This window comes from Streptomyces sp. NPDC087787 (assembly GCF_044743035.1).
Taxonomy (GTDB): Bacteria; Actinomycetota; Actinomycetes; order Streptomycetales; family Streptomycetaceae; genus Streptomyces.
Genome location: NZ_JBIUVQ010000024.1, coordinates 1 through 25,519, shown reverse-complemented (window position 1 = coordinate 25,519; position 25,519 = coordinate 1). Strand labels below are relative to the sequence as shown.

Here is a 25,519-nt window from a genome sequence, read left to right as displayed (position 1 = left end):
GGGCCCGCTCACCCGAGGGCGGACAGCCGGGACAGCTCGGCGGCGCCGAGGGACAGGCGCGCCGCGTCCAGGTTCTCCTCAAGATGGGCGAGGGTGCCCGTGCCCGGGGTCGGACAGAGCACGGGGGAGCGGTGCAGCAGCCACGCCAGCGCCACCTGCCCGGGCGTGGCGCCGTGCGCGGCGGCGATCCGGGCGCACTCCGGGTTCCCGGTCAACGCGCCGTTGCCCAGCGGGAACCACGGCAGGAACGCGATCCCGCGCTCCTCGCACAGGTCCAGCAGCGGCCCGGACGCGCGGTCGGCGAGGTTGTAGCGGTTCTGGACGGAGGCGACCGAGGTCAACTCCATCGCCGACGCGAGCTGTTCGGCGGAGACGGTGTCAAGGCCGACGTGGCGGATCTTGCCCTCCTCGCGCAACTCGTCGAGCGCGCCGAGCTGTTCGGCCATCGGCACGGCGGGGTCGAGCCGGTGGAGCTGGTACAGGTCGATCCTCTCCAGCCGCAGCCTCCGCAGGCTCGCCTCGCACATCGCCCGCAGCCGCTCCGGCCGTCCGTCGACGTGCCAGGCATTGTCGCCGGTGCGGACCACACCGCCCTTGGTGGCGAGCACCAGGTCCTCCGGGTAGGGGTGCAGGGCCTCGGCCACCAGTTCCTCGGCCACGGACGGACCGTAGTTGTCCGCGGTGTCGACCAGGTTCACCCCGCGCTCCACCGCCCGCCGCAGCACGGCCACCGCGTCCCGGGCGTCGCCGCGCGGACCCCAGTAACCGGGGCCGGTGAGCTGCGCGGTGCCGTAGCCGAGGCGCCGTACGGGCAGGTCGCCGCCGAGCGTGAACATCTGCGGGGTCACACGGTCTCCTGGGTCGTCCGGTGGGGCATGCGGAGGGCTGTGGGAGGCTCGCCCCATGCGTTACATCATCATCGGGGCAGGGGCGGTCGGCGGCACCGTCGGGGGGCGGCTGGCGCAGAGCGGGCGCGAGGTCGTGCTGGTCGCGCGCGGAGCGCATCTCGCTGCGCTGCGCGAGGACGGGCTGCGGCTGGCGGTCCCGGAGGGCGAACTCACGTACCGGCTGCCCGCCGTGGACGGGCCCGGGGCGCTCGGCGAACTGCGCGCCGACGACGTGCTCGTGCTGGCCGTCAAGACCCAGGACACCGAGGCGGCGCTGGCGGCCTGGGGTCCGGCGCCGGTCGCGGGCGGCGGCACGGCCGAGCGGAGACTGCCGCTGCTGTGCGCGCAGAACGGGGTGGAGGGCCAACGGCTCGCCCTGCGCCGCTTCCGGCACGTGTACGGCGTCTGCGTCTGGCTGCCCGCGGCCCACGTCGAACCCGGCGCCGTCTCGGCCGCGGGCGCCCCGCTCACCGGCATACTGCACCTGGGCGGCTACCCGGGCGGAACCGACGACACCCTGCGGCGGATCTCCGCCGACCTGGAGTCGGCGCACTTCGAGGCGCCGGTCGTGCCGGACGTGAGCCGCTGGCAGTACGCCAAACTGCTCGGCAACCTCGCCAACGCGATCGAGGCCGTCAGCGGCCCGCTGGACAGCGAGGCGGCGCACGCGCTGTACGGGAGGGTGCGCGCCGAGGGCGAGGCTGTGCTCGCCGCCGCCGGGATCCCCTGGGCGGGGGCCGAGGAGCAGAAGGAGGTCCGCGGCGACAAGATCACCCTGGTGCCGCTGCCCGGCGCCCCGCGCGGCGGCGGCTCCTCCTGGCAGTCCCTCGCCCGGGGCACCGGTTCCATCGAGGCCGACCACCTCAACGGGGAGATCGTGCTCCTGGGCCGGCTGCACGGCATACCGACCCCGCTCAACGAACTGCTCCAGCACCTGGCCAACACCTTCGCGCGAGAGCGCCGGGCGGCGGGCTCGATGCCGGTGGCGGAGCTGGTGCGGCTGGCGGACGCGGCGGAAGCGGCGGACGCTGCGGGCTGAGCGGGCCGCGCCGGCCAAGCCGGGCAGGCGGGCCGGGCGGGCCAAGTGGCGCACGAAAAGACCTCGCGATTGGACCGGGATCCTGTGCCAATCGGCCGCTAGCGTCGACGGCATGACCCCTGACTCGCCCAACTCGCCGACCCGCGTCGACTTCTACTTCGACCCCGCCTGCCCCTTCGCCTGGATCACCTCCCGCTGGCTGCTCGAGGTGGAACGCGAGCGTCCGCTCGACCTCGGGTTCCACGTCATGAGCCTGTATCTGCACAACACCGGCAACGAACTGCCCGACTGGTACCGGGATCTGGTCGACAGGTCGATCGGCCCGGTGCGCGTCGCGGTGGCCGCCGCCGAACGGCACGGCGAGAAGGTGCTGCGGGACCTCTACACCGCGTTCGGCGTCCGCATCCACGAGCGTGGGGAGGAGGACTTCGACGCGGTCGTCGTCGGGTCCCTGGCCGAGCTGGGACTCGACCGGGACCTCGCCGCGGCCGCGCACGATCCGTCGTACGACGACGCGGTTCGGCGCAGTCACGAGGCCGGTGGCGAGACGGAGACCGGCGCGTACGTGGGGACGCCCACCCTCCACGTCGACGGAACGGTGTGGTTCGGGCCGGTGCTGCGGGCCGTCCCGCGTGGCGCCGAGGCGGCCGAGCTGTTCGACGCCTTCCGAGTCCTGGCCACCCAACCGGACTTCTTCGAACTCAAGCGCACCCGCACCGGATCACTCCGCTTCGACTGAGCCCCGGCCGAGGGTCCCTCGCGTACGGCATGGGCGGGATGATCCGCATTCGGGGACCCGCCCGCGGCAGGGCAGTGACACTTGCGCACCGCCGCACGCTGAACTGGATGTCACCACCATTCACCGCTCAACGGCGTTTGGTGGTGGGGCCGTTCGCGGACCGGCACCACGGGGGAGTGCCGGGCCGCGGGCGGAACCCATCCTCCGTCCTTCAGGCTCCCAGGGCCGCCGAGAGCGGCAGCCGGGCGGCGTCGTAGCGCTCCAGCAGGACCCGGGCCACCTCCGGGGCGGGGCCGAGCACCCCGGCCAGTACGTCGGCGCCGGCCTCGGTCGCTCCGCGGGCGATGCGGTCGGGCAGGAAGCCGGGTGCCAGGACGTACGGCGCGACCGCGACCCTCGCGCAGCCCAGTTCGCGCAGTTCCCGCACCGCGTCCTCGGTGCGCGGCGTGGAGGCGGAGGCGAACGCAGGCCGCACGGCGCACCAGCCGGTGTGCCGCCACTCCCGCGCGATTTCTGCGATCACTGCGATCGCCTCCGGGTCCGAGGACCCCGCCGAGGCCAGTACGACCCCGGTCGAGGACTTGTCGGCGGGGCCGAGCCCCGCCTCGTACAGACGCCTCTCCAGGGCGTCCGTCAGCAGCGGTGAGGGGCCGAGGACCTCCGCCTGCCGGATCCGCAGCCGCGACGGCGCCCGGCGCAGCACCGAGGGGATGTCCGCCTTGGCGTGGAAGGCGCGGGTCAGCAGCAGCGGCAGGGCCACGACGTCCCGCACCCCGTCGGCCGCCAGGGCGTCCAGCACGCCCGGCACGCCCGGCACGTTGAAGTCCAGGAAGCCGGTCTCCACCCGCAGCCCGGGGCGCAGTGCCCGGACCCGGCGTACCAGGGCGTGGACGGTCGCGGCATGGCGCGGATCGCGGCTGCCGTGGGCGACGACGAGGAGAACGGGCTGGTGGATCATGGGCGTTCAGCTCTTCACGAGAAGACCGCGGCCGCGCAGCACCCGCCGCTCCAGCGGACTGAAGATCAGCAGGTCGATGGCGATGCCGACGAACAGGATCAGGATGATGGCCTCGAAGACCATGGCCATGGAGCTCGCGTTGCGGCCGTTCTCCAGCAGCGCGCCAAGGCCGATGCCCAGGTCCGGCGAGGAGGCGATGATCTCCGCCGCCATCAGTGACCGCCAGGAGAACGCCCAGCCCTGCTTCAGACCGGCCAGATAGCCCGGCAGGGCGGCCGGCAGGACGATGTGCCAGGCGCCCCGGGCACCCGTCGCGCCCATCGTGCGGCCCGCCCGCAGGAACAGCGGCGGCACCTGGTCGATGCCGGACACCAGTCCATTGGCGATGGACGGGACCGCGCCGAGCAGGATCACCGCGTACATCATCGAGTTGTCCAGGCCCAGCCAGATCACCGCCGGCGGCACCCACGCCACCGACGGCAGCGACTGGAGGCCGGACAGGATCGGGCCGAGGGCCGCGCGCACGAACTTCACCCGGGCCACCAGCAGGCCCAGCGGGGTGCCGATGGCCAGCGCGAACAGGAAGCCCAGCAGACCGCGCGAGACGGACGTCCAGATGAAGCCGAGCAGCTTGCCCTGCAACCAGGCGTCCTTGAACTCGCCGCCCACGTCGGCGGGCGAGGGCAGCCGGCTCGGGTCGTCGACCACCTTCAGGGAGATCAGCGCCTGCCAGACCACCAGGACCACCGCGATCGCCACGACCGGCGGCAGGACCTTGTTGACCAGGGTCTGGCGCAGCGGCGCACGGCCGGCCGCCGTGGTCTCCAGGGCGTCGAGACCGGCCTCGACGTCGGCCAGTCCGGCGCCCCGGGCCGTCTTCGTCTCAGTGCTGGCCATGTCGGCGGATCTCCCCACGCAGGACTTCGGTGATCTCCAGGGACAGTTCCGCCACGGGCGCGTCCTCGATGCGGCGCGGCTGCGGGATGTCCACCGTCCACTCGCGGGCCACCCGGCCCGGACGGGAGGACAGCAGGACGACGCGCTGTGCGAGCCGCACCGCCTCGCGCACGTTGTGCGTGACGAACAGCACCGACACCCCGGTCTGCTGCCAGATCCGGGTCAGCTCGTCGTGCAGGACGTCACGGGTGATGGCGTCGAGCGCCGCGAACGGCTCGTCCATCAGCAGCAGGTTGCTCTCCTGGGCCAGCGCGCGGGCCATCGCCACCCGCTGGCGCATCCCGCCGGACAGTTCGTGGACGCGCTTGCCGTACGCGCCCTTCAGCCGGACGAGTTCGAGCAGCTCCTCGGCGCGGCCGCGCCGCTCCGGCTTCGCCACCCCGCGCAGCCTGAGGGCGAGTTCGATGTTCCGGCCGGCGGTCAGCCAGGGGAACAGGGCGTGCTCCTGGAACATCAGGGCGGGGCGGCCGTCCGTCGTGATGGACCCGGCGGTGGGCCGGTCCAGCCCCGCCACCAGATTCAGCAGCGTGGACTTGCCGCAGCCCGAGGCCCCCAGGAGGGTGACGAACTCGCCCGGAGCGACATCGAGGCTGATGCCGTCCAGGACGAGCTGCTGCCCGCCCGGTGCCGCGAAGGACTTCGAGACGTTCTCGAGGCGGGCCGCGTGCTCTACGGTCTCGGCGGCCCTGGCGAGGGTCGTGGCCATGGTCGTCACCTCCTGGGAACTCTTCGGCTACGGATCTACTGGGCGCCGAGACCGGCGTCGTCGACGGTCGGCCGGCCCGCGGCCTTCAGCACCTTGTTCAGCGGGGCGAGGTCGTAGATGCCGGCCAGCTTCGGGCTCCGCAGCAGGCCCGCCTTGACCGCGTGCTGCGCCTCGGTGTCGAGGGTCGCGGCCAGCGGGTCGTCGGTGATCTGGATGGACTTCCACGCCGGGTCGAGGACGTTCTCGGGCAGCTCCTTGCCGGAGTCGGTGCCCAGCTGCTTGTTCGCCGCGGCCTTGGCCTCGTCCGGGTGGGCATTGATCCACTCGTTGGTCTCCACGGACGCCTTCAGCACCGCCTCGACGGCCTTCGGGTGCTCCTTGAGGAACTTCTGCGACACGATGATGTTCGTGATCACGAACTTCTTGTCGGGCCACAGCGACGACTCGTCGAGGAGCACCTTGGCGCCCTCGGCGACCAGCTTCGACGCGGTCGGCTCCGGGACCCAGGCGCCGTCGATGGAGCCGGACTTGTAGGCGTCCGGGGTGATCTTGTTGTCGGTGCGGACCACGGACACGTCGCCCTTGCCGCTCTGCGCGTCGACCCTCCAGCCCTGTTCGGCGATCCAGTTGAGGAACGCCACGTCCTGCGTGTTGCCGAGCTGCGGGGTCGCGATTTTCTTGCCCCTGACGTCCTGCAAGGACTTGATCTTCGCCGGGTCGACCACGAGCTTGACCCCGCCGGAGGCCGAACCGCCGATGATGCGCAGGCTCTTGCCGTCCGACTTGGTGTAGCCGTTGATCGCCGGGGACGGGCCGATCCAGCCGATGTCGATGGAGCCGGAGTTGAGGGCCTCGATCTCGGACGGCCCGGCGTTGAAGACCGACGGCTTGACCACCGTCGCGCCCAACTCCTTCTGGAAGAAGCCCTTCTGCACTCCGACCAGCGCGGTCGCATGGGTCAGGTTGCCGAAGTAGCCGATCCTGACCGAGTCGAGCCCGTCGGTCTTCTCGGCACCGGCGGCCACCTTCTGCCGGGCGCCGTCGTCGTCGGCCTGGGAGCCGTAGCCGCAGGCGGCGAGCGTGAGCAGGGGCAGGGCGGCGAGCACGGCGAGGCCGCGGCGGAGTACCGGCCCGGGGGAGCCGCCGGCGGGGCGGGAGCGGAACGGGGAAAGGCTGGCAGGCACGGGAGGTGGTCCTCTCGCAGGCCCGGCGGTCACGGCCGGTCAGGCCGTGGCCGGGAAGTCGGCAGGTTCGAGTTCTAAGCGGTGGGGGGTGAGGGCGCGCGGGCAGTGCGCGTACGTCAGCGCGTACATCGCGCCACCCCGCCCTGTCCGCTGCCGAGGGCACCTCCCCCATACTTCGTACGGGGGTGCCCCCAGCCGACCCGGCCGCCCTCCTTGGCGAACGTCGAGTAGAAGTCCCGGGAGTCCATGGTCAGAAGTCCCAGCCGTCCTCGTCCGCCGCGTCCTTGACCGGCGCCGGCGCGGCGAACGACTCGCCGACCATCCCCGCGGTGAGCGTGGTGCCGTCGGCCGGGTCGATCAGGATGAACGAGCCGGTGCGGCGGGAGTCGGCGTAGGAGTCGACCGGCAGCGGCTCGGCGGTGCGGATCTTGACCCGGCCGATGTCGTTGGCGACGAGTTGACCGGGGTGCGGGTGCAGGGACAGGTCGTCCAGGGTGAGCCGGGACGGGATGTCCTTGACGATCGCCTTGACCGTGCGGGTGCCGTGCTTGAGCAGCACCCGGTGGCCGACGGTCAGCGGCTGGTCGGCGACGTGGCAGACGGTCGCCTCCACGTCCTGGGTGGTGGCGGGCGCGTCCTTGGCCGGCACGATAAGGTCGCCGCGCGAGACGTCGACGTCGTCCCGGAGCAGGACCGTCACCGACTGCGCCGTCCAGGCCACGTCGACCGGCTCACCGAGCAGGTCGATGCCGGAGATCCGGCTGATGCGGCCGGACGGCAGCACCTTCACCTCGTCGCCGACCCGGAAGCTGCCCGCGGCGATCTGGCCCGCGTAGCCCCGGTAGTCGGGGTGCTCGGCGGTCTGCGGCCGGATCACGTACTGCACGGGCAGCCGCGCGTGGCAGTGCGACAGGTCGTGGCTGACCGGGACCGTCTCCAGGTGCTCCAGGACGGTCGGGCCGCCGTACCAGTCCATGGTCGCGGACGGCTCCACCACGTTGTCGCCGACGAGCGCCGAGATCGGGATGGCGGTGACCTCCGGGACTCCCAGTTCGGTCGCGTACGCCGTGAACTCCTCGGCGATCGCCGCGAACACGGACTCGCGGTGGTCGACCAGGTCCATCTTGTTCACGGCCAGGACCACGTGCGGCACGCGCAGCAGCGCGGCGATCGCCGCGTGCCGGCGGGTCTGCTCCACCACGCCGTTGCGGGCGTCCACCAGGATCACCGTCAGCTCGGCGGTGGACGCGCCGGTGACCATGTTCCGCGTGTACTGCACATGGCCCGGGGTGTCCGCGAGGATGAACCGGCGGCGGGGGGTGGCGAAGTAGCGGTAGGCCACGTCGATGGTGATGCCCTGCTCGCGCTCGGCGCGCAGCCCGTCGGTGAGCAGGGCGAGGTCCGGGGCCTGCTGGCCGCGGCTCGCGGAGGCGCGCTCCACGGCCTCCAGCTGATCGGCGAGGACCGACTTGGAGTCGTGCAGCAGCCGGCCCACGAGGGTGGACTTCCCGTCGTCGACGGAGCCCGCGGTGGCGAACCGCAGCAGGGTGGTGGACGCCAGGTCCGTGGTCGTGGTCATCTCTAGAAGTACCCCTCGCGCTTGCGGTCTTCCATCGCGGCCTCGGACAGCTTGTCGTCGGCCCGGGTGGCGCCGCGCTCGGTCAGGCGCGAGGCGGCGATCTCGGCGATCACCTTCTCGATGGTGTCGGCGTCGGAGTCGACGGCGCCGGTGCACGACATGTCGCCGACGGTGCGGTAGCGCACGAGCCGCTTCTCGACGCTCTCGCCGTCCTTGGGGCCGCCCCAGTCGCCGGCGGTCAGCCACATGCCGTCGCGCGAGAAGACCTCGCGCGTGTGGGCGTAGTAGATCCCGGGCAGCTCGATGCCCTCGCGGGCGATGTACTGCCACACGTCCAACTCGGTCCAGTTGGACAGCGGGAACACCCGGACGTGCTCGCCGGGCGCGTGCCTGCCGTTGTAGAGGTTCCACAGCTCGGGCCGCTGGCGGCGCGGGTCCCACTGGGAGAACTCGTCGCGCAGCGAGAACACCCGCTCCTTGGCGCGGGCCTTCTCCTCGTCGCGGCGGCCGCCGCCGAAGACCGCGTCGAACCGCTCGGACTGGATCCTCTCGGTCAGCGGAAGGGTCTGGAGCGGATTGCGGGTGCCGTCCGGGCGTTCCCGGAGGACGCCCCGGTCGATGTAGTCCTGCACGGAGGCGATGTGCAGCCGCAGCCCGTGCCCGGCCACCGTGCGGTCGCGGTAGTCGAGGACCTCGGGGAAGTTGTGCCCGGTGTCCACGTGCAGCAGCGAGAAGGGCACCGCGGCGGGCCGGAATGCCTTCAGCGCCAGGTGCAGCATGACGATGGAGTCCTTGCCCCCGGAGAACAGGATCACCGGGTTCTCGAACTCGCCTGCCACCTCGCGGAAGATGTGCACCGCCTCGGACTCCAGCGCGTCCAGGTGGGAGAGGGCGTACGGGCTGCCCGTGCCCTCGTCGCCCGCCTTGGTCTTGGCGACGGTCGTCATGCCAGTCCCCTTTCGCTGAGCAGCGTGTGCACGGAATCGGCCGACTCCCGTACCGTCTGGTGCTGCGACTCGATGCGCAGGTCCGGCGAGAGGGGCTCCTCGTACGGGTCGTCGACGCCCGTCAGACCCGTCAGTTCGCCCGCGGCCTGCTTGGCGTACAGACCCTTCACATCGCGTACGGAGCACACCTCGACCGGAGTGGCGACGTGCACCTCCAGGTACGCCGTGCCGTTCTTCGCGTGCCACTCGCGCACCGCGTCGCGGCTGTCGGTGTACGGCGCGATCACCGGGACCAGCGCCTTGACCCCGTTGCGGGCGAGCAGTTCGGCGACGAAGCCGATGCGCCGCACGTTGGTGTGCCGGTCGGCGCGGCCGAAGTCGAGGCCCGCGGAGAGGAACTCGCGGATCTCGTCGCCGTCGAGCACCTCGACGCGATGGCCCTCCGCACGCAGCCGTCCGGCCAGTTCGTGCGCGATGGTGGTCTTGCCGGCGCTCGGCAGACCCGTGAGCCAGACGGTGGCTCCGGTCGTCACGTGTGTCTCCCTGTGGGTGGAAGCTTTCGCCGACAGTCTCGGCAGTACGGTCATGGTCAGCCGTGCAGTCCGCACTCGGTCTTGGCGCTGCCAGCCCAGCGGCCGGCGCGCGCGTCCTCGCCCTCCAGCAGGCGCCGGGTGCAGGGCGCGCAGCCCACGGAGCCGTAGCCGTCCATCAGCAACGGGTTGGTGAGCACGCCGTGTTCGGCGACGTAGGCGTCCACGTCGTCCTGGGTCCAGCGGGCGATCGGGGAGACCTTGACCTTCCGCCGCTTCTCGTCCCAGCCGACGACCGGCGTGTTCGCCCGGGTCGGGGACTCGTCGCGGCGCAGCCCGGTCGCCCAGGCCGTGTAGCCCTTCAGGCCCTCCTCCAGCGGCCGCACCTTGCGCAGCCGGCAGCACAGGTCCGGATCGCGGTCGTGCAGCCTCGGTCCGTACTCCGCGTCCTGCTCGGCGACCGTCCGCTCCGGAGTGAGGGTGATGACGTGGACGTCCATCACGGCCTCGACCGCGTCGCGGGTGCCGATGGTCTCCGGGAAGTGGTAGCCGGTGTCGAGGAACACCACGTCCACGCCCGGCATCGCACGGGAGGCGAGGTGGGCGACGACCGCGTCCTCCATGGAGGAAGTGACGCAGAACCGGCGGCCGAAGGCGCCGGCCGCCCACTGGAGGATCTCCAGCGCGGAGGCGTCCTCCAGGTCGCGGCCCGCCTGTTCGGCCAGCGCCTTCAACTCGGATTCGCTCATCGCTTCCTGAGTGGCTGTCATATCCGCTCGTCCCCTTCGTGACCGGCGCTCCGGCAGCCCCGGGCGAGCAGGCCGAGGAACTTCAGCCGGAAGGCCCGGTTGCATCCCGCGCACTCCCAGGCTCCGTGGCCCTCCTCGCTGGGACGCAGATCCTCCTCGCCGCAGTACGGGCAGTAGAAGGGGGCGGCACGCTCGCTCATGACAGCTCCTTCTCGGACGCCCGCGCGGCCCAGGCGGCGAACCGCTCGCCGTCCTCGCGCTGCTCCTGGTAGCGGTTCAGGACCCGCTCGATGTAGTCGGGCAGCTCCGTGGCCGTCACCTTCAGTCCGCGCACCTTGCGGCCGAAGCCCGGCTCCAGGCCCAGCGCGCCGCCCAGGTGCACCTGGTAGCCCTCGACCTGCTCGCCGCGGTCGTCGACGACCAACTGGCCCTTGAGGCCGATGTCCGCCACCTGGATACGGGCGCAGGCGTTGGGGCAGCCGTTGAGGTTGATGGTGATCGGCTCGTCGAAGTCCGGCAGGCGGCGCTCGAGTTCGTCGATCAGCGTGGCGCCGCGCGCCTTGGTCTCGACGATGGCGAGCTTGCAGAACTCGATGCCGGTGCAGGCCATGGTGCCGCGCCGGAACGTGGACGGCCGGGCGGTGAGGTCCAGGGCCTCGAGACCGGCGACCAGCGAGTCGACCTGGTCCCCCTCGACGTCGAGGATGATCATCTTCTGCTCGACGGTGGTACGGACCCGCCCCGAGCCGTGCGCCTCGGCCAGTTCGGCGATCTTCGTCAGGGTGGCGCCGTCGACGCGGCCGACCCGCGGGGCGAAACCGACGTAGTGCCGGCCGTCGTTCTGCCGGTGCACCCCGACGTGGTCGCGCCACCGCTGGACCGGTTCCTCGGGGGCGGGCCCGTCGACGAGCGGCCGCTTCAGGTACTCGTCCTCCAGCACCTGGCGGAACTTCTCCGCGCCCCAGTCGGCGACCAGGAACTTCAGCCGGGCCCGGTTGCGCAGCCGCCGGTAGCCGTAGTCGCGGAAGATCGACAGAACGCCCTCGTAGACGTCCGGGACCTCCTCCAGCGGCACCCAGGCGCCCAGCCGCACGCCCAGCTTGGGGTTGGTGGACAGACCGCCGCCGACCCACAGGTCGAAGCCGGGCCCGTGCTCCGGGTGGCGCACGCCCACGAACGCGACGTCGTTGATCTCGTGGACCACGTCGAGCAGCGGGGAGCCGGAGATGGCCGTCTTGAACTTCCGGGGGAGGTTCGAGTACGCCTTGTTGCCCAGGACGCGGCGCTGTATCTCCTCCAGCGCCGGGGTGGCGTCGATGATCTCGTCCTCGGCGATGCCGGCGACGGGGGAGCCGATCATCACGCGCGGGGTGTCGCCGCAGGCGGTGACCGTGGACAGGCCGACTGCCTCCAGGCGGTTCCAGATCTCCGGCACGTCCTCGATCCGGATCCAGTGGTACTGGATGTTCTGCCGGTCGGTGATGTCGGCGGTGCCGCGCGCGAACTCCTGGGAGACCTCGCCGATGACCCGCAGCTGCCGGGTGGTCAGCCGGCCGCCGTCGATGCGTACGCGCATCATGAAGTAGCGGTCGTCCAGCTCCTCCGGCTCCAGGATCGCGGTCTTGCCGCCGTCGATGCCGGGCTTGCGCTGGGTGTACAGGCCCCACCAGCGCATCCGGCCGCGCAGGTCGTTGGGGTCGATCGAGTCGAAACCGCGCTTGGAGTAGATGGTCTCAATACGTGTCCGCACGTTGAGACCGTCGTCGTCCTTCTTGAACTGTTCGTTGCCGTTGAGCGGGGTCAGATGCCCCACGGCCCACTGTCCCTCGCCGCGGTGACGGCTCACCTTGCGGCGGGACGCGGCGGGGTTCTGCGGGGAGGCGGCCATGGTCGATACGTCCTTCGGGACAGCGGGAACGCGGCTCTGGACCTGCGCGGGTGCAGGCGCACGGGCAGGCGCGCGGGTGGGCGCGTCTGTGCGCAGGGCGGGACAGCAGGTAAAGCGGTACGAAAAGGGAAAACGGGAAAAGCCGGCGGCGCCGGGCTCGTGGCCGTCAGGCCACGGCGGGCGAGGTCAGCTCCCCGGACAGATGGCGCTGGACATGCGGCCGTGGTCGACGTGCCGTCGGCTCACCAAGGCGATTCCAGTTCCAGACATGCGGAAAGCCTGGCACGGCGATCTGGACAGCGTCCAGCATCGTCCGGCATGCGGACACCCCTGTCCCGTGATACGGGACAGGGGTGTCGTCCGGCGCATCGGCCGCCGTCATGCGCCCACTTGGAGCTCAGGCCGGGTACGCCCCCGGCCACGGTCCCGGGGTGGCCACTTCCTGCTCCTCCTCGACCTTGGTGTCGAAGAGCTTGAAGCCGCGGCGCTGGTAGTTGTCCATCGCGTACTCGCCGTCCTTGCTGCACGTGTGCAGCCACACCCGCTTCGTCGGCGTCCACCCGGGCCGGCGGTCGGCCAGGTCCCAGGCGCGGGCGGTGCCGCAGGACAGCAGGTGACCGCCGATCCGCCGGCCGCGGAAGGCCGCGATCAGCCCGAAGTACACGATCTCCACGACGCCCTCGTCCTGCGCCTCCAGCTCGACATAGCCCGCCGGGGTGCCGCGGTCGTACGCCACCCACGTCTCGACACCCGGACGCTCCAGGTACTCCCGCCACCGCGCGTACGACCAGCCGAGCCGGTCCGTCCAGCGGATGTCGCCGCCGACCGAGGCGTACAGGAACCGGCTGAACTCGGGGGAGGGGATCTCGGAGCGGACGACCCGCACGTCCCCCTCGGGCACTGCGGCCGGCAGGAGGTCGGTCGGGGAGGTCTGCTCCAGGGACCAGGTGGTCACGGCGATGCTCGTCATGCCGGTCAGGGAATCATCCGCGCCGCTCCGCTGTCGATCGGGGGTGCCGGGTCTCACTCCGGACGCCCAGGCGGCCCGGCGCTGCTGCCGTCCGCCGATCCGGCCCGGCCTCCCGTCCGTCGGCCTTCCGCGGCTCCGTCCGTCGGCCTACCGCAGCTCCCGTTCGACCGCGGACAGCGGCAGCGCGAACAGCATCCGGCCCGACAGGGACCAGACGTCGCCGGTCTCCTGCCAGTAGGACAGGGAGCCGGTGCCGTCGCCCCAGCAGCGGTGGGTGTCCTCGGCGCCGCAGGAGGCGGCGTTCGCGCCGCGCTCGTCCTGGCGCCACAGCGTGCCGTGGGTGCCCTCGTCCGCGGGGCGGCCCAGATACCAGTCCGGTGGCGCGAACGGCCCCGGACGGTGCGACAGGACGCCCCGGACGTCCTCCGTCTTCGTCCCGTAGGCCTCGGTCGAGGTCACCGTGGCGCCGGAGTCGGTGGCCAGCAGACCGGAGCGGCCGGGGTCCCGGCTGAAGGAGTAGCGCCACAGACGCGTGTGGTGGCCGTCCTCCGTGGGCACGGACTGGCTCGCGACCAGGCTGGCCGGCGCGGAACTGCGGTCCAGGGAAAGGCCGTCCGGGCAGGGCGCCGCGGACGGGTCCGTGCCGGACTCCCGGACGCAGTTGCCGTCGGCGGGGCGGTAGGAGGCGATCGCGGGCAGCACCCACCGGTAGCCGTGCGCCGACCAGCCGCCCGGCACGCGGCCCACCTCATCGCCGCCGACCGTGGCGCGGTGGATGCGGCGCAGGTCGTAGACGTACAGCGCGTCGCGCTCGTCGCCGGAGGTGGTGACCAGCAGTTTGTCCCGGTACCAGACCATCCCCGACACCTGCGAGACGAGCCCGCGGAAGTCGCGTCCGCCGTCGACCGGGACGGCGAGCAGCACCCACGTGTAGGTGAGGTGGCCGGGGTCGTCGGCGTCGACGAACGCCACCCGGGCCAGACCGCGGCCGTCGTCGGCCTCGCGCGTCCAGCCGGAGAGGATCACCCGGTGGCCGCGCCACCGGCCGTCGCTCTCGGCGTCCCCCGAGGTGGTCACCGACTCCGGCCGCCACAGGCGGGTGGCGGAGTCGGCGGGGTCCCAGCAGTACGCGCGTGTGGCCGCCGGCTCGACGGGCAGCGCCTTCTTCTCCTCGGCGTCGCACTCGTCGGCGCCGCGCAGCGAGCGGTCGGCGCCGTGGAGCACCGTGCCGACACCGACCGGCCGGCCCATCGCCTTGGCGAGCCGGTCGAGGGACCGCTGGGGCACCGGCTGCTCGGTCAGCCGCAGCCGGTCGAGCTCGGCCGACGAGGTGAGGGGCTTGAGGGCCCCGGGGTCGTCGGCGACCGTGGCCTGCGAGGTGCTGATCATCGTGGCGGCCGCGGTCAGCGCGAGGCCGGCCCCGGCCAGGGTGGCGCGCAGCGCCCTGCCCCGTCTGCGCCTGCGGTGTCTGCCGCGCTGCTTCATACAGCCCCCTTTTCAGGGCTCGGTCCGCCTCCGGGACGCCGGTTCCGCACACACGGGCCAACTGCTACGGAAGGTCCGAGCGTTGACCGAGGAGCGGCTGGGGCGGCCCTGCGGCGATGCTACGGCAGTCCGGCCCGCGACAGGTCGAAGACCCTGCAAATATGCGGAAGATGCCACCGCCGGCCGAACCCTTGACCTAGGGCCTCTCGTTTGGATCAGGCCGGGCTCGCGGGCCCTGGCACCGCTCCCCCAAGCTCTTCGAGCAGGGGGCACCCCCAGCGGCGTTGTCGTCGGTTGTCAGGGCTCCGCCCTGCCGCCCTCCTCCGCCTTGCGAGGCACGGCACCAGATCCCGCTCCCTGATCCGGCCTGATCCAAACGAAAGACCCTAACAGGGACCACCGGATCACCCACCCGCGTCACTCACGGCACGGTGACGACACGCTCCCCGCGTACCGCCGGCGCCGCCCGGACCGCCGCCGCCTGGACCGCCGCCGCCTGGACCGCCGGTGCCGCCGAGTGGGGGAGGAGGTCGACCGGGTCGTCCGGCAGGAGGAGTTCGACGTCGGTGTCCTCGCGGAAGCGGTAGGGGCGGTGTTCGAGGAACGGGCCCAGACAGCGCCGTACCCGCGACATCTCGGCGCGCACGGTCACCTTGCGGGCCGGATCGCCGAACACGGCCCCGGCGAGCTGCGAGGCGCTGCGGCCCAAGCGGTGCACGGCGAGCAGGTAGAGCAACTCGGCGTGGCGCGGACTCAGTTCATGGGCCCAGGAGTCACCGTCGCCCAGCATGGTCACCGAGCAGCGGCGTGGCCGGGGTCAGGTCCAGCACGATCCGGGCGCCCTCGTACGGGGCAGGTTCCGCACCGGCCCGCACCAACCAGCCGTCCGCCAGCGGCTCCAGGAAGCACAGACCGATCTCCGCCAGCCACACGGGGCCTCCCGGGAAAGAGGTCGGGGCAACCGACTGCCCCACGGCGCCGGGGCCTTGCCCCCGGCCGCCCTGTCCACCGTGCCGACCGGCCGTGCCGGAAGGCCGCGGTCCGCTCACGCGGACCCGCATGTTGCAACCCCTTGCAACCCTGGTGAACCGCTGTGAGTTCATTGAAGATTGTTCAACGCCGCCGCGTGCGGCGCCACGGCCTGGAACGGGCCGGGAAGCGGGGGTGGTGCCGTGTCGGCGCAGCACCACCCCCGCGTCAGTGCGCGGGGCGCGCCCGTTCGACCACCGCCGCCAGGTTGAGCGTGTGCGGCAGCGTCCCGAACGTCGCCCCCCACTCGCCGCCCAGCCGTGAGGCGCAGAACGCGTCGGCGACGTCCGGCGGCGCGAACCGCACCAGCAGCGCTCCCTGGAGCACCAGCGCCAGCCGTTCGGCCAGCCGCCGGGCCCGGGCCTCCATGCCCTCCAGATCGGCGAGTTCGGTGAAAAGCCGCTTGATCGCCGTGTCGAGACGGTGGTCGGCGCCGCGCGCCGCACCCACCTCCCGCAGATAGGCGTCGAGCGCGCCCGGCTCCCGCGTCAGTGCCCGCAGCACGTCCAGCGCCTGTACGTTCCCGGCGCCCTCCCAGATCGAGTTGAGCGGCGACTCGCGCACCAGGCGGGGCATCCCGGACTCCTCCACGTACCCGTTGCCGCCCAGGCACTCGGAGGCCTCCACCGCCAGCGGCGCGCACCGCTTGGTGACCCAGTACTTGGCGGCCGGCACCGCGATCCGCAGCAGCGCCCGCTCCTGCTCGCCCCCGTCGTCACAGGCGGCCGCCAGGCGCAGCGCGAGCGTCGTCGCCGCCTCCGACTCCAGCGCGAGGTCGGCCAGCACGTTGCGCATCAGCGGCTTGTCGACGAGCCTGCCGCCGAACGCCTCGCGGTGCCCGCAGTGGTGCACCGCCTGCGCCACCGCCTGCCGCATCAGACCCGCCGAGCCGAGCACGCAGTCCAGGCGGGTCGCCGCGACCATGTCGATGATGGTGCGCACCCCGCGCCCCTCCTCGCCGACCCGGCGCGCCCAGGTCCCGTCGAACTCGACCTCGGCGGAGGCGTTCGACCGGTTGCCCAGCTTGTCCTTGAGCCGCTGGAGCAGGAACACGTTGCGCGTGCCGTCCGGCAGCACCCGCGGCACCAGGAAGCAGGTGAGCCCGCCGGGCGCCTGCGCGAGCACCAGGAACCCGTCCGACATCGGCGCCGAGCAGAACCACTTGTGCCCGGTCAGCTCGTAGGCGCCGTCCTCGGCGAGCGGCCTGGCCGCGGTGGTGCCGGCCCGTACGTCGCTGCCGCCCTGCTTCTCGGTCATGCCCATCCCGAACAGCGCCCCGGCCTTCAGGTGCGGGGGCCGCAGTTCGCGCTCGTAGATCACGGACGTCAGCCGCGGCTCCCACTCGGCGGCCAGTTCCGGATCCGTGCGCAACGCGGGCACGGCCGCGTGCGTCATCGACAGCGGGCAGCAGGTGCCTGCCTCGACCTGCGTCCACACCAGGAAGGCGGCCGCCCGCCGCACATGCCCGGCCGGGCGGTCCCAGGCCGCGGTCAGCCCGGACGAGACGCCCTTGCCGAGGAGCCGGTGCCAGGCCGGGTGGAACTCGACCTCGTCGACGCGGTGGCCGTAGCGGTCGTGGGTGCGCAGCCGCGGCGGGTTCTCGTCGGCCTGCGCTCCCCACTCCTGCACCTGGGCCGATCCGGCGGCCTGCCCGAGCGCCGTCAACTCCCCGCGCACCTCGTCGAGCAGCCCAGGCTCCACGTGCCGCCCGACCGCCTCGGCCAGGGCCCGGTCGGCGGCGAAGACGTCGTAGCCGACCAGCGGCGGCGGCTGGTTGGTCACGGTGTGCGTGCTGGATGCCATGAAACGGAACCTACCGCGCGGTACGGCCGCGGGCATCACGCGGACGCCGGGGAGCCCCGGGGCCCTGCCCGGTGGCCGACTCCCCCGGCGGGTGAGGGGGAGGGTGGCCGACGGAGATACCTTTGGGTCGTGCAGCAGTCAGCCAGCGAATCCTCCGAAAGGCCCTCCGGCCGCCTCCACCGGGCACGAGCCCTCTACCGGAACGTATCCAAACGCAGGATGGCCTGGCTGCTCCTGAAGGACACGGTCAACTCGTGCATGGAGTACCGGATCCTGGGTCTGGCGGCCGAGGCGGCGTTCTTCTCCCTGCTCTCCGTGCCGCCGCTGCTGCTGAGCCTGATCGGACTGCTCTTCTACGTCGACTCCTGGACCGGCGCCCACACCATCGCGAGCCTGGAGCGCAACATCCTGGACGCCTCCCGCACGGTCCTGTCCGACCAGGGCGTCAAGGAGATCACCGAGCCGATCCTGCGGGACGTCATGAAGGGCGGCCGGCCCGACGTGATCTCCATCGGGTTCGTGTTCGCCCTGTGGTCGGGCTCGCGCGCGGTGAACGTCTTCATCGACACGATCACCGTCATGTACGGCCTCGACGGCGTGCGCGGCATCGTCAAGACCCGGCTGCTGGCCTTCGGGTTGTTCATCGTGGCCCTGCTGATCGGTTCGATCGCGCTGCCGCTGATGGTCGCCGGCCCGGACGCGGTGGTACGGATCGTGCCGTGGTCGACGACGGTCGTCCAGATCCTGTACTGGCCGGTCGTCATCGTGCTGTCCGTCGTCTTCCTGACCACGCTGTACCACGTGTCCGTGCCGGTGCGCTCCGCGTGGATCGAGGACGTGCCCGGCGCGCTGGTCGCCCTCGCCATGTGGGTGGTGTGCAGCTTCCTGCTGCGCATCTACCTCACCAGCACCGTGGAGGGCCCGACCATCTACGGCTCGCTGGCCGCGCCCGTCGCCGTGCTGCTGTGGATCGGTGTGTCCGCGTTCGCGGTGCTCGTCGGAGCGGCGGTCAACGCCGCCATCGACCGGGTCTGGCCGACCGCCGGCACGGCCTCGGCCCGCGCCGCCAACGAGCGGGTGCGCGACGCGCAGATCGCCGAGTACGTCGCCCGCGCCGCCGCGACCCGCGACAGCGAGCCCGACGACCCGGAGGACCCCGACATGCCCGCGGAGTTCCCCGAACGCTGGTCACGCTTCCTGCCCCCGGAGGACGTGACGGCCCGGCTGCGCTCCCATGTGCGGTCCACACACGCACGCAGCCCGCACAAGGACGACGAGAACGGCTCGTCGAAGGGGTGACGGGACGCCGTCCGGTGCCGCCGTGCGGGACCGGGGCGTGGGGGTCGTCCGGTGCCGTGGGGTGCGGGGTCGTCCGGCACGAGGCGCGGGGGATAGGGTCGTCCGCCATGGGCCGTCGACTTCTCGTCCACACGCGTACCGCCGACTACCGCCACGAGTCCATCCCGGACGCCGTCGCCGCGCTGCGCGCCCTCGGCGGGTTCGACGTCGAGCACACCGAGGACCCGGAGGCCCTCGCCCGGCCCCTGGAGCGGTACGCCGCCGTCGTCTTCCTCTCCACCAGCGGCGAGGTGCTCACCCCCGAAGGCCGGGAGCGCCTCGCGGCGTACGTCGAGCAGGGCGGCGGGTTCGTCGGTGTGCACGCGGCGGCCTGCACGGAGTACGACTGGCCCCACTACGGCGAACTGCTCGGCGCCCGGTTCGCCCGGCACCCGGAGTACCAGCCGGGCCGGGTCCTGGTCGAGGACCCGGACCATCCGGCCACCCGGCACCTGCCTGCCGAGTGGGCCTTCACCGACGAGTGGTACGACTTCCGCACCAACCCGCGCGGCACCGTACGGGTCCTGGCCCGCGCCGACGAGACGTCGTACCGCGGCGGCGGCATGGGCGCCGACCACCCCCTGGTGTGGTGCCGCGAACAGGGCCGGGGCCGCGTCTTCTACACGGCCCTCGGCCACGCCTCCGAGGCCTACGCGGACCCGGACTTCCGCGCCCATCTGCGCGGCGGCATCGAGTGGGCGGCGGGGCTCGCGGCCGGCTGAGGCGCGGCCGAAGGCCTGGCCGTCGTCGCTACGGCGCCGCGCTGCCCGCCGGGCCGTGCGCGTGCCCGTCCCCAGCGCCCTGCGCGCCGTCCTCGCCCGGCAGCAGGACCGTCGCGAGGATGCGCCGCCTGCGTCCCGGGCCGGGCGGCAGGGCCAGGCGGGGCTGGAGCACCCGGACCAGGTCGTGCAGCACGGCGGCGTACTCCGCGTCGTCGAGCCACATCCCGGCCAGGTTGTACGTGGCTCCGTCCCGGACCGGGTCGGCGTCCTCGCGGGCGAGGTAGCGGTCGACGTCGTCGAGGAGGCCCGCGACGAACGCCATGAAGGCGTTGCGGTGGTCGTCGGGACTCATCCGTGCGACCTCGTCCGCGGACATCTTCGCCGCGGCGGCCCGCAGCACGTACGTACGCTCCACGGCGCCCCGTACCTGCCGTTCCGCCACGACCATCAGCACACCGGCGTCCACCAGGCGGGCCACATGGCGGTACAGGCTGGTGGACGGCACGTCGGACAGTTCCTCCCTGAGCGCGCCGGTGGTCAGCGCCCGGTCGCCGAGGAAGGCCTGCACGATCCGCAGCCGGACCGGATGGAGGAGGAGATCAGCGGTGGTCACGACGTCACCCTAGTAGTCGTATCTTCCCGGCGTTGGTAATGTTCCCATGGATGGGATTGGTTGGTCGTCGGGATCGACCCGGTATCCCGTCCGTGAAACGCCGTGTCCGCCCCTCCGAGAAGGAACCTCCCGTGCTGGCCGACTCCTTCCCCGCCTCGTCCCCCACCCCGTGGATGGCGATCGTGCCGCTGGTGGCGCTCGTCCCCGCCGCCTACTGCATGATCGACATCGCGCGGCACCCCGACACCAGGCAGCTCTCGCCCCAGGCATGGCTGGCCGTCTGCGCCTTCGGCAACGTGTTCGGCCTGGCCGCCTATCTCAGGTTCGGCCGCAGCGAGAACCGGTAGCGCTCCACCGGGCCGTGGTGCCGGCGGCCCGCGCGCCCGGAATACCGGGAGAGGGCGGGGCGCTTCCCTGATACCGGTGCCGCACGCGGCGAAGGGCTGGTGGACGCATGACGGCCGACAGAGCCGACAGACCGGACCCCGTGGTCACCACCCCCTACGGGGCGGTGCGAGGCAGGCATGAGCACGGCGTGGCCGTGTTCCGCGGCATCCCGTACGCCGCGCCCCCCTTCGGCCCCCGGCGGTTCCGCCCGCCGGAGCCGCCCGAGCCCTGGGACGGTGTCCGCGACGCCGCGTCCTTCGGCCCGACCGCGCCGAAGCCCCCGTACTCCGAGGCCTTCGCGCGCTACCTGTCCGACCCGGTCGTCCCCGGCGACGACTGCCTCAACCTCAACGTATGGACACCCGACCCGGACCCCGGCGCCCGGCTCCCCGTCATGGTGTGGCTGCACGGCGGCGCGCTGACCCGCGGCTCCTCCGCCGTGCCCGTGTACGACGGGCGGGCCTTCGCCCGTGACGGCGTCGTCCTGGTGTCCGCCAACTACCGGCTCGGCGTCGAGGGCTACGGACTCTTCCCGGACACCCCCGCCAACCCCGGCCTGCGCGACCAGCTCGCCGCCCTGCGCTGGGTCCACGAGTCCATCGGGGCCTTCGGCGGCGACCCGGACCGGATCACCCTGTGCGGCCAGTCGGCCGGAGCCATCAGCATCGGCGCCCTGATCGCAGCCCCGCAGGCCCAGGGCCTGTTCCGGCGCGCGGTCCTGCAGAGCGGGCCGCCGGAGGCCGCCGACCGCGGCAACGTACGGCGGATGGTGCGCCGCATGGCGGCCCGGCTGAAGGTGCCCGCCACCGCGGAGGCGTTCGCCGCCGTCGACCGGGACCTGCTGCTGCGCACGCAGGCCGAGGTCGGCCGGCTCAGCAGCCCGGTCCTCGGCGGACCCGCCTTCGGCATCGTCGTGGACGGCGACCTCGTCCCGCGCGACCCGCTCCAGGCCCTGGTGGAGGGCGACGCGGCACGGGCAGCGGACCTCCTCATGGGCTGGACCCGCGACGAGTACCGGCTGTGGCTGGTCCCCGGCGGGCTGCTGGAACGCGTCGACCGGCTCGGCGCGGTCGCGCTGGCCGGCGCCATGGCCCGCTGCCACTGTGGGCACGAGGTGGTCCGCGGCTACCGGGCGCTGCGCCCCGGCGCCGGCACCGCCGAGATCGTCGGCCAGATGGTCACCGACCACCTGCTGCGCCGCCCGCTGCACCGCCTGGCCGACGCGCGCTGCGGCCCGTCGTACGTCTACGAGTTCGCCTGGCCCTCGCTGCTGCCCGGCCTCGGCGCCTGCCACGCCCTGGAACTCGGCTTCGTCTTCGACACCGGCGACGCCCCGGACTCCCGCAGACTCGCGGGCGAGGGCGCCCCGCAGGAACTGGCCGACGCCCTGCACACGGCCTGGGTCCGCTTCGCCGCCGACGGCGACCCCGGCTGGCAGCCCTGGGACGCCACCCACCCGGTCCGCGTCTTCGGCGACGGCCCCCCACGCACCACCCACGGCCCACGCGACGCCGAACTCGCCCTCTGGACGACCACCCCCGAGCCGCCCCCCGCCCCGAACGGCACCCGGCCCCGCGCCGGGGAACTCCGAGCAGTCGTACGCCGCCTGCGCCGCGCGGGGGGTGTGGGGGGCCGCTGACGACGCGGGACGTCAGCGGATCACGGGGAGGGGCTCAATGTTGCGCCTTCCGGTGGCTCCTGCGAGGCACCAGCCGTCGAGGGCCGGGCCGGGGGCGCGGTAGGCCTCGCCGCGTTCTTCGGGTCCCACGGACCTGTTGTCGGCACCGACTCGCTCAAACCGTCGGCCGGAGTCAGGGCCAGTTCACGCCAGTAGTAGGTCCCGTCACAGATCGTGTCGGTCCTGATCAGCGTGGTCGTCGTGCTCTGGTCGACGCTGGGCGAGTGCGCTCCGGGTGCGGTGAGGCGCAGCCGGACGGTCACGGTGCGAGCTCCCACGTCGCTCGGGAGGAACACGTGGGTACTCAGAAGCGACGCCGGCTGGAGTGTCCCGCGGGCGCAGTGGTCTGCGGCGCACAGATGGAAGGTGCCGCCCGCGAGATCCGGGTAGTCGGCCCTCAGCAGGTTCACGACCACGGAGGAGCCGGCCTGGGCTACCGTGCAAGAACTTCTTGTTCCGCATGCGGAGGTCAGCATGAGAACTCCGCATGCGGCCAGCAGCGCACTGCTCCTCTTTGCGGCGGTCGCCACTTCTGCACTCCTTCGGGGAGGGCCTTCTCAGCGGGTGCGACGTCCATGAAGCCCACCACGCGGTCGACGTCGGCGGCATCGCCGGCCGTGTGAGGGTGCCGTGGGAGGCTACCGGGTCGCCAGTACGCGGGTGATCTCCGCGATCGCGTCCGGTCCCACCCGGCAGCAGCCCCCGATGAGGCGGGCGCCGGCGGCGTGCCAGCTTTCCACCTGGTCCGGGGTGAAGGTGGAGCGGCCGGTCCAGGAGCGGGACTCGGCGTCCCAGGACTCACCGCTGTTGGGGTAGACCACGACCGGCTTGCCGGTGACGCTGGCGGCCGTGCGCACCGCGGCCGCCGCGTCGCCGGGCGCGCAGCAGTTCACGCCGACCGCGATGACCTCGTCCGCATCGGCGGCCAGGGCGAACGCCTCCTCCAGCGGCTGCCCGGCGCGCGTGCGGTCACCGGCGACGGCGTACGACAGCCAGGCCGGCACCCCCAGCCCGCGCACCGCCCGCAGCAGCGCCCGCGCCTCCTCGATGTCGGGCACCGTCTCCAGCGCCAGCACGTCGGGCCGGGCGGCGGCCAGCACCTCGAGGCGGGGCCGATGGAAGCGCTCCAGCTCGTCCACGGTGAGCCCGTACCGGCCCCGGTACTCGGAGCCGTCGGCGAGCATCGCACCGTACGGCCCCGCCGACGCCGCCACCCACAACGGCCGCACCACCCCGAGCGCACGCGCCCGCCGCGCCGCCTCCCGCGCCGACTCCACGCTCAGCCGCATGAGCCCGGCCGCCCGCTCCCGCCCGGTCCCCCGCTTCGCGAACCCCTCGAAAGTGGCCTGATAACTCGCGGTGATCGCGACGCTCGCCCCCGCCTCGAAGTACGCCAGATGCGCTCGAGTGACCGCCTCCGGCCGCTCGGCCAGCAGCCGCGCCGACCACAGCTCGTCGCTCAGGTCGTACCCGGCCGACTCCAACTGGTTGGACATCCCGCCGTCGAGCACGACCGCCCCGCCGGTGAGCGCGTCGGCGAGGGTGGGGGAGGCGACACTGTCCATGCCACGACGCTAATCGACGGTCCGGCGTCACGGGACGGGGCCGGGTGGGCTGCCGGGCACCCGTCCAGGCGTTCCAGACACCCGCGACCCGCGTGTGCATGTCTTTGTCGAAAATATGAGCCCTGGGTTATATTGAGCGGGTTGCGTGGGAGATCGTGGGAGCAGCCTGCCGAATCTGAAGGAGCTGCGGCCTGGTTCGCGTGGTCGAAGTGAGCTGCGTCTGCTGTTCGTCTTCGATCCGGACCGTGAGGCAGTCTTCTTGGTTGCAGGTGACAAAGCGGGGCGCTGGGCCCGCTGGTACCCGGAGGCGATGGCCGTGGCCGAGCAGCGCTATGCGGAATTCCGCGAGGAGAAGAACGCTGAGCTGCAAGCGAAGGAGGAGGGCCCATGAGTCCGGCACGTCGTTGGCAGGACGTCAAGGCGGAGGCACATCGGCGTCATCCGGAGCTGACGGATCCGCAGTTGCGGGCGCGGGCAGATGCTGAGCTGGACGCTCAGATCGCCGGCTACCACTTGGCGGAGCTGCGCAAGCTGGTCGGCAAGACGCAGGCCGAGGTCGCTGCCTTGGTCGGTGTCTCTCAGTCCCGGATTTCCCAGATCGAGAACGGCAACATCGAGGCCATGGAGCTGGAGACCCTGCGAGCCTATGCGGCAGCGTTGGGCGGACGCGTCGACGTGACGGTGAGCATCGGCCCCCACGCGGTCAAGGTCGCCTGAATGCCTACGACGTCGTGCGCGGTCATGCCCCAGTAGTCGGCATCCGCGGGGATCTCCTTGGACCGGCCGCTAGCAAGGAGATGGGCCAGTCTCAGCTGTCGCACCTGGACGATGTCGGCGCACTGCCAGGCCGGAACGTGCTGCAGAACAGCACGCGCCCTTCGGTGTCCGTGACGACCATGGACTTCACCGCGTTCTGCTTGGTCTTCCCGGAGACGAACTTGTCCCGGCCCTTGCGGTCCACGGCTGGGCGTCGCACACGGATCTCCGTGCCCGATCCGATCCTCGACACCCCGGTACTCGACGACCTCGGCGGGGTATCCCGCCGATCCGCTCCCGTCGCGGACCGCGTCGGCGACGGCCCGCCTGGCGATCCTTGGTGGGCGCTCCCATCCTGGCACCGGAGTCCAGACCAGCGTTGTTCCTTGCGGGTGACTGGAGGGATGGACCCGCCAGGCGACCCGTGCGGGAGGCTGCGGTCAGTCGGCGATGCGCAGCAGCAGCTTGCCCATGGACGTGCGTCCCTTCTCGGTCCTGCGCGACGCCGGCCTGGTCGAACAGCGCGACCGGGGCGCCAAACGGCTCAACCGGCTGCGCCGCGAGGAGTTCGACGCCCGCTTCCCCGGCCTCCTCGACCTGGCCCTCCGCGCCGGCGAAGCCGAGTGACAACGGCCGGCTCCTGCGCGCAGCCGTCCGTCACCGGGGCTGGGCTCAGCGCCTGCTGCCGCCGGGCGGCCACCGTCTCTTCGTAAGTCCACTACTACCGGTGCAACCACTTCGTCCCCGTCCCGAAGGTCGCCTCGCTGACCGAGCTGACTGCCACGGTCGACAGTGGGACCTGGACGACGAAGGCCGGCGCCTGCGGTCGAAGACCCGCGCCATCGGCGAGTACTTCGCTCAAGGGTTGTCCCGTAACTGATCTTTGGCAGCACGAGAGTGGCTGGCCGGGATCGCTGAAGCTTCCCCGTGATCTTGGACACTCGATGCTTACGCCACGAGGGCGTGTTCTTGTTCGAGGCGCTGCCGGGTCTCCAGCGGGGTGAGGTAGC

Annotated in this window: 25 protein-coding genes and 2 pseudogenes; 9 read left to right on the top strand and 18 right to left on the bottom strand. The window is 72.4% G+C overall.

The genetic code is table 11. The annotated features are described in order from the left end of the window. Nucleotides 1-8: 8 nt before the first annotated feature. On the bottom strand, nt 9-836 hold the full coding sequence (locus ACIOWN_RS29900) for an aldo/keto reductase (protein WP_362354890.1): 828 nt from the start codon (nt 834-836) through the stop codon (nt 9-11). A 67-nt stretch (nt 837-903) separates the two neighbouring features. Between ACIOWN_RS29900 and ACIOWN_RS29895 the strand changes: the two genes are divergently transcribed. Continuing rightward, nucleotides 904-1,926, top strand: a complete 1,023-nt coding sequence (locus ACIOWN_RS29895) for a 2-dehydropantoate 2-reductase N-terminal domain-containing protein (RefSeq protein ID WP_362354812.1) — start codon at nt 904-906, stop codon at nt 1,924-1,926. A gap of 112 nt (nt 1,927-2,038) precedes the next feature. Beyond that, nucleotides 2,039-2,665: a DsbA family protein gene (locus ACIOWN_RS29890; protein WP_401983853.1), complete on the top strand. Its 627-nt coding sequence runs from the start codon at nt 2,039-2,041 to the stop codon at nt 2,663-2,665. A gap of 211 nt (nt 2,666-2,876) precedes the next feature. On the opposite strand, the gene ACIOWN_RS29885 is transcribed toward ACIOWN_RS29890, so the two are convergent. From ACIOWN_RS29885 to ACIOWN_RS29820, 14 genes and pseudogenes are all read right to left on the bottom strand, one after another. Beyond that, nucleotides 2,877-3,623, bottom strand: a complete 747-nt coding sequence (locus tag ACIOWN_RS29885) for a sirohydrochlorin chelatase (protein ID WP_362354816.1) — start codon at nt 3,621-3,623, stop codon at nt 2,877-2,879. Nucleotides 3,624-3,629: 6 nt separating this feature from the next. Beyond that, nucleotides 3,630-4,520: an ABC transporter permease gene (locus ACIOWN_RS29880; protein ID WP_362354818.1), complete on the bottom strand. Its 891-nt coding sequence runs from the start codon at nt 4,518-4,520 to the stop codon at nt 3,630-3,632. Continuing rightward, nucleotides 4,507-5,286 (bottom strand): ABC transporter ATP-binding protein, encoded by a 780-nt coding sequence (locus ACIOWN_RS29875; protein ID WP_100566412.1) that lies wholly within the window; start codon nt 5,284-5,286, stop codon nt 4,507-4,509. Before ACIOWN_RS29875 ends, ACIOWN_RS29880 begins: the two co-directional genes overlap by 14 nt. 35 nt (nt 5,287-5,321) lie before the next feature. After that, nucleotides 5,322-6,470, bottom strand: a complete 1,149-nt coding sequence (locus tag ACIOWN_RS29870) for an aliphatic sulfonate ABC transporter substrate-binding protein (RefSeq protein ID WP_401983850.1) — start codon at nt 6,468-6,470, stop codon at nt 5,322-5,324. 250 nt (nt 6,471-6,720) lie between these two features. Beyond that, nucleotides 6,721-8,049 (bottom strand): GTP-binding protein, encoded by a 1,329-nt coding sequence (locus ACIOWN_RS29865; protein ID WP_362354820.1) that lies wholly within the window; start codon nt 8,047-8,049, stop codon nt 6,721-6,723. Between the two features lie 2 nt (nt 8,050-8,051). Next, nucleotides 8,052-8,996, bottom strand: a complete 945-nt coding sequence (gene cysD, locus ACIOWN_RS29860) for a sulfate adenylyltransferase subunit CysD (protein ID WP_362354822.1) — start codon at nt 8,994-8,996, stop codon at nt 8,052-8,054. Next, nucleotides 8,993-9,583: an adenylyl-sulfate kinase gene (gene cysC / locus ACIOWN_RS29855; protein ID WP_401983849.1), complete on the bottom strand. Its 591-nt coding sequence runs from the start codon at nt 9,581-9,583 to the stop codon at nt 8,993-8,995. Before cysC ends, cysD begins: the two co-directional genes overlap by 4 nt. A 2-nt stretch (nt 9,584-9,585) precedes the next feature. After that, nucleotides 9,586-10,296 carry a phosphoadenylyl-sulfate reductase gene (locus ACIOWN_RS29850; protein ID WP_362354825.1) on the bottom strand — a complete coding sequence of 237 codons (711 nt, stop codon included), beginning with the start codon at nt 10,294-10,296 and terminating at the stop codon, nt 9,586-9,588. After that, nucleotides 10,293-10,475 carry a hypothetical protein gene (locus tag ACIOWN_RS29845; RefSeq protein WP_362354827.1) on the bottom strand — a complete coding sequence of 61 codons (183 nt, stop codon included), beginning with the start codon at nt 10,473-10,475 and terminating at the stop codon, nt 10,293-10,295. Before ACIOWN_RS29845 ends, ACIOWN_RS29850 begins: the two co-directional genes overlap by 4 nt. Next, nucleotides 10,472-12,163: a nitrite/sulfite reductase gene (locus ACIOWN_RS29840; RefSeq protein ID WP_362354829.1), complete on the bottom strand. Its 1,692-nt coding sequence runs from the start codon at nt 12,161-12,163 to the stop codon at nt 10,472-10,474. The genes ACIOWN_RS29845 and ACIOWN_RS29840 overlap by 4 nt, the downstream gene beginning before the upstream one ends. A 397-nt stretch (nt 12,164-12,560) precedes the next feature. Further along, nucleotides 12,561-13,133 carry a GNAT family N-acetyltransferase gene (locus tag ACIOWN_RS29835; RefSeq protein WP_362354831.1) on the bottom strand — a complete coding sequence of 191 codons (573 nt, stop codon included), beginning with the start codon at nt 13,131-13,133 and terminating at the stop codon, nt 12,561-12,563. A gap of 147 nt (nt 13,134-13,280) precedes the next feature. Beyond that, nucleotides 13,281-14,618, bottom strand: coding sequence for a hypothetical protein (locus tag ACIOWN_RS29830; protein WP_401983847.1), 1,338 nt, complete (start codon nt 14,616-14,618; stop codon nt 13,281-13,283). Nucleotides 14,619-15,039: 421 nt separating this feature from the next. Then, a pseudogene (locus ACIOWN_RS29825) lies at nt 15,040-15,574 on the bottom strand (helix-turn-helix domain-containing protein); the annotation flags it as partial. A 241-nt stretch (nt 15,575-15,815) separates the two neighbouring features. After that, nucleotides 15,816-17,450: an acyl-CoA dehydrogenase family protein gene (locus ACIOWN_RS29820; protein ID WP_401983846.1), complete on the bottom strand. Its 1,635-nt coding sequence runs from the start codon at nt 17,448-17,450 to the stop codon at nt 15,816-15,818. A gap of 219 nt (nt 17,451-17,669) precedes the next feature. On the opposite strand from ACIOWN_RS29820, the gene ACIOWN_RS29815 reads away from it, so the two are divergent. Both ACIOWN_RS29815 and ACIOWN_RS29810 read left to right on the top strand, forming a co-directional pair. Continuing rightward, nucleotides 17,670-18,749, top strand: a complete 1,080-nt coding sequence (locus ACIOWN_RS29815; RefSeq protein WP_362354837.1) for a YihY/virulence factor BrkB family protein — start codon at nt 17,670-17,672, stop codon at nt 18,747-18,749. A 107-nt stretch (nt 18,750-18,856) separates the two neighbouring features. Beyond that, a complete protein-coding gene (locus ACIOWN_RS29810; RefSeq protein WP_362354840.1) occupies nt 18,857-19,510 on the top strand; it encodes a ThuA domain-containing protein in 654 nt (217 codons plus the stop codon). Nucleotides 19,511-19,538: 28 nt separating this feature from the next. On the opposite strand, the gene ACIOWN_RS29805 is transcribed toward ACIOWN_RS29810, so the two are convergent. Beyond that, a complete protein-coding gene (locus tag ACIOWN_RS29805) occupies nt 19,539-20,123 on the bottom strand; it encodes a helix-turn-helix domain-containing protein (RefSeq protein ID WP_401983844.1) in 585 nt (194 codons plus the stop codon). A gap of 131 nt (nt 20,124-20,254) precedes the next feature. Here ACIOWN_RS29805 and ACIOWN_RS29800 point away from each other — a divergent pair, with 131 nt between their 5' ends. Next, nucleotides 20,255-20,470: a PLDc N-terminal domain-containing protein gene (locus ACIOWN_RS29800; RefSeq protein WP_362354846.1), complete on the top strand. Its 216-nt coding sequence runs from the start codon at nt 20,255-20,257 to the stop codon at nt 20,468-20,470. A gap of 107 nt (nt 20,471-20,577) precedes the next feature. Next, nucleotides 20,578-22,149, top strand: coding sequence for a carboxylesterase family protein (locus ACIOWN_RS29795; RefSeq protein ID WP_362354849.1), 1,572 nt, complete (start codon nt 20,578-20,580; stop codon nt 22,147-22,149). A 677-nt stretch (nt 22,150-22,826) separates the two neighbouring features. Here ACIOWN_RS29795 and mmuM read toward each other — a convergent pair. Then, entirely contained in the window at nt 22,827-23,753 is a 927-nt protein-coding gene (gene mmuM / locus ACIOWN_RS29790; RefSeq protein ID WP_362354852.1) for a homocysteine S-methyltransferase, read from the bottom strand. A gap of 145 nt (nt 23,754-23,898) precedes the next feature. Here mmuM and ACIOWN_RS29785 point away from each other — a divergent pair, with 145 nt between their 5' ends. Together ACIOWN_RS29785 and ACIOWN_RS29780 are read left to right on the top strand one after the other, a co-directional pair. After that, nucleotides 23,899-24,144 (top strand): type II toxin-antitoxin system RelE/ParE family toxin, encoded by a 246-nt coding sequence (locus tag ACIOWN_RS29785; RefSeq protein WP_401983843.1) that lies wholly within the window; start codon nt 23,899-23,901, stop codon nt 24,142-24,144. Then, complete coding sequence (locus ACIOWN_RS29780; protein WP_100566429.1) at nt 24,141-24,470, top strand: helix-turn-helix transcriptional regulator; 330 nt, start codon at nt 24,141-24,143, stop codon at nt 24,468-24,470. The genes ACIOWN_RS29785 and ACIOWN_RS29780 overlap by 4 nt, the downstream gene beginning before the upstream one ends. 91 nt (nt 24,471-24,561) lie before the next feature. Here ACIOWN_RS29780 and ACIOWN_RS29775 read toward each other — a convergent pair whose 3' ends face one another. After that, nucleotides 24,562-24,729: a hypothetical protein gene (locus ACIOWN_RS29775; protein WP_362354855.1), complete on the bottom strand. Its 168-nt coding sequence runs from the start codon at nt 24,727-24,729 to the stop codon at nt 24,562-24,564. Between the two features lie 266 nt (nt 24,730-24,995). Here ACIOWN_RS29775 and ACIOWN_RS29770 point away from each other — a divergent pair. Next, nucleotides 24,996-25,136: pseudogene (locus tag ACIOWN_RS29770) on the top strand (transcriptional regulator); the annotation flags it as partial. Nucleotides 25,137-25,519: the final 383 nt, after the last annotated feature.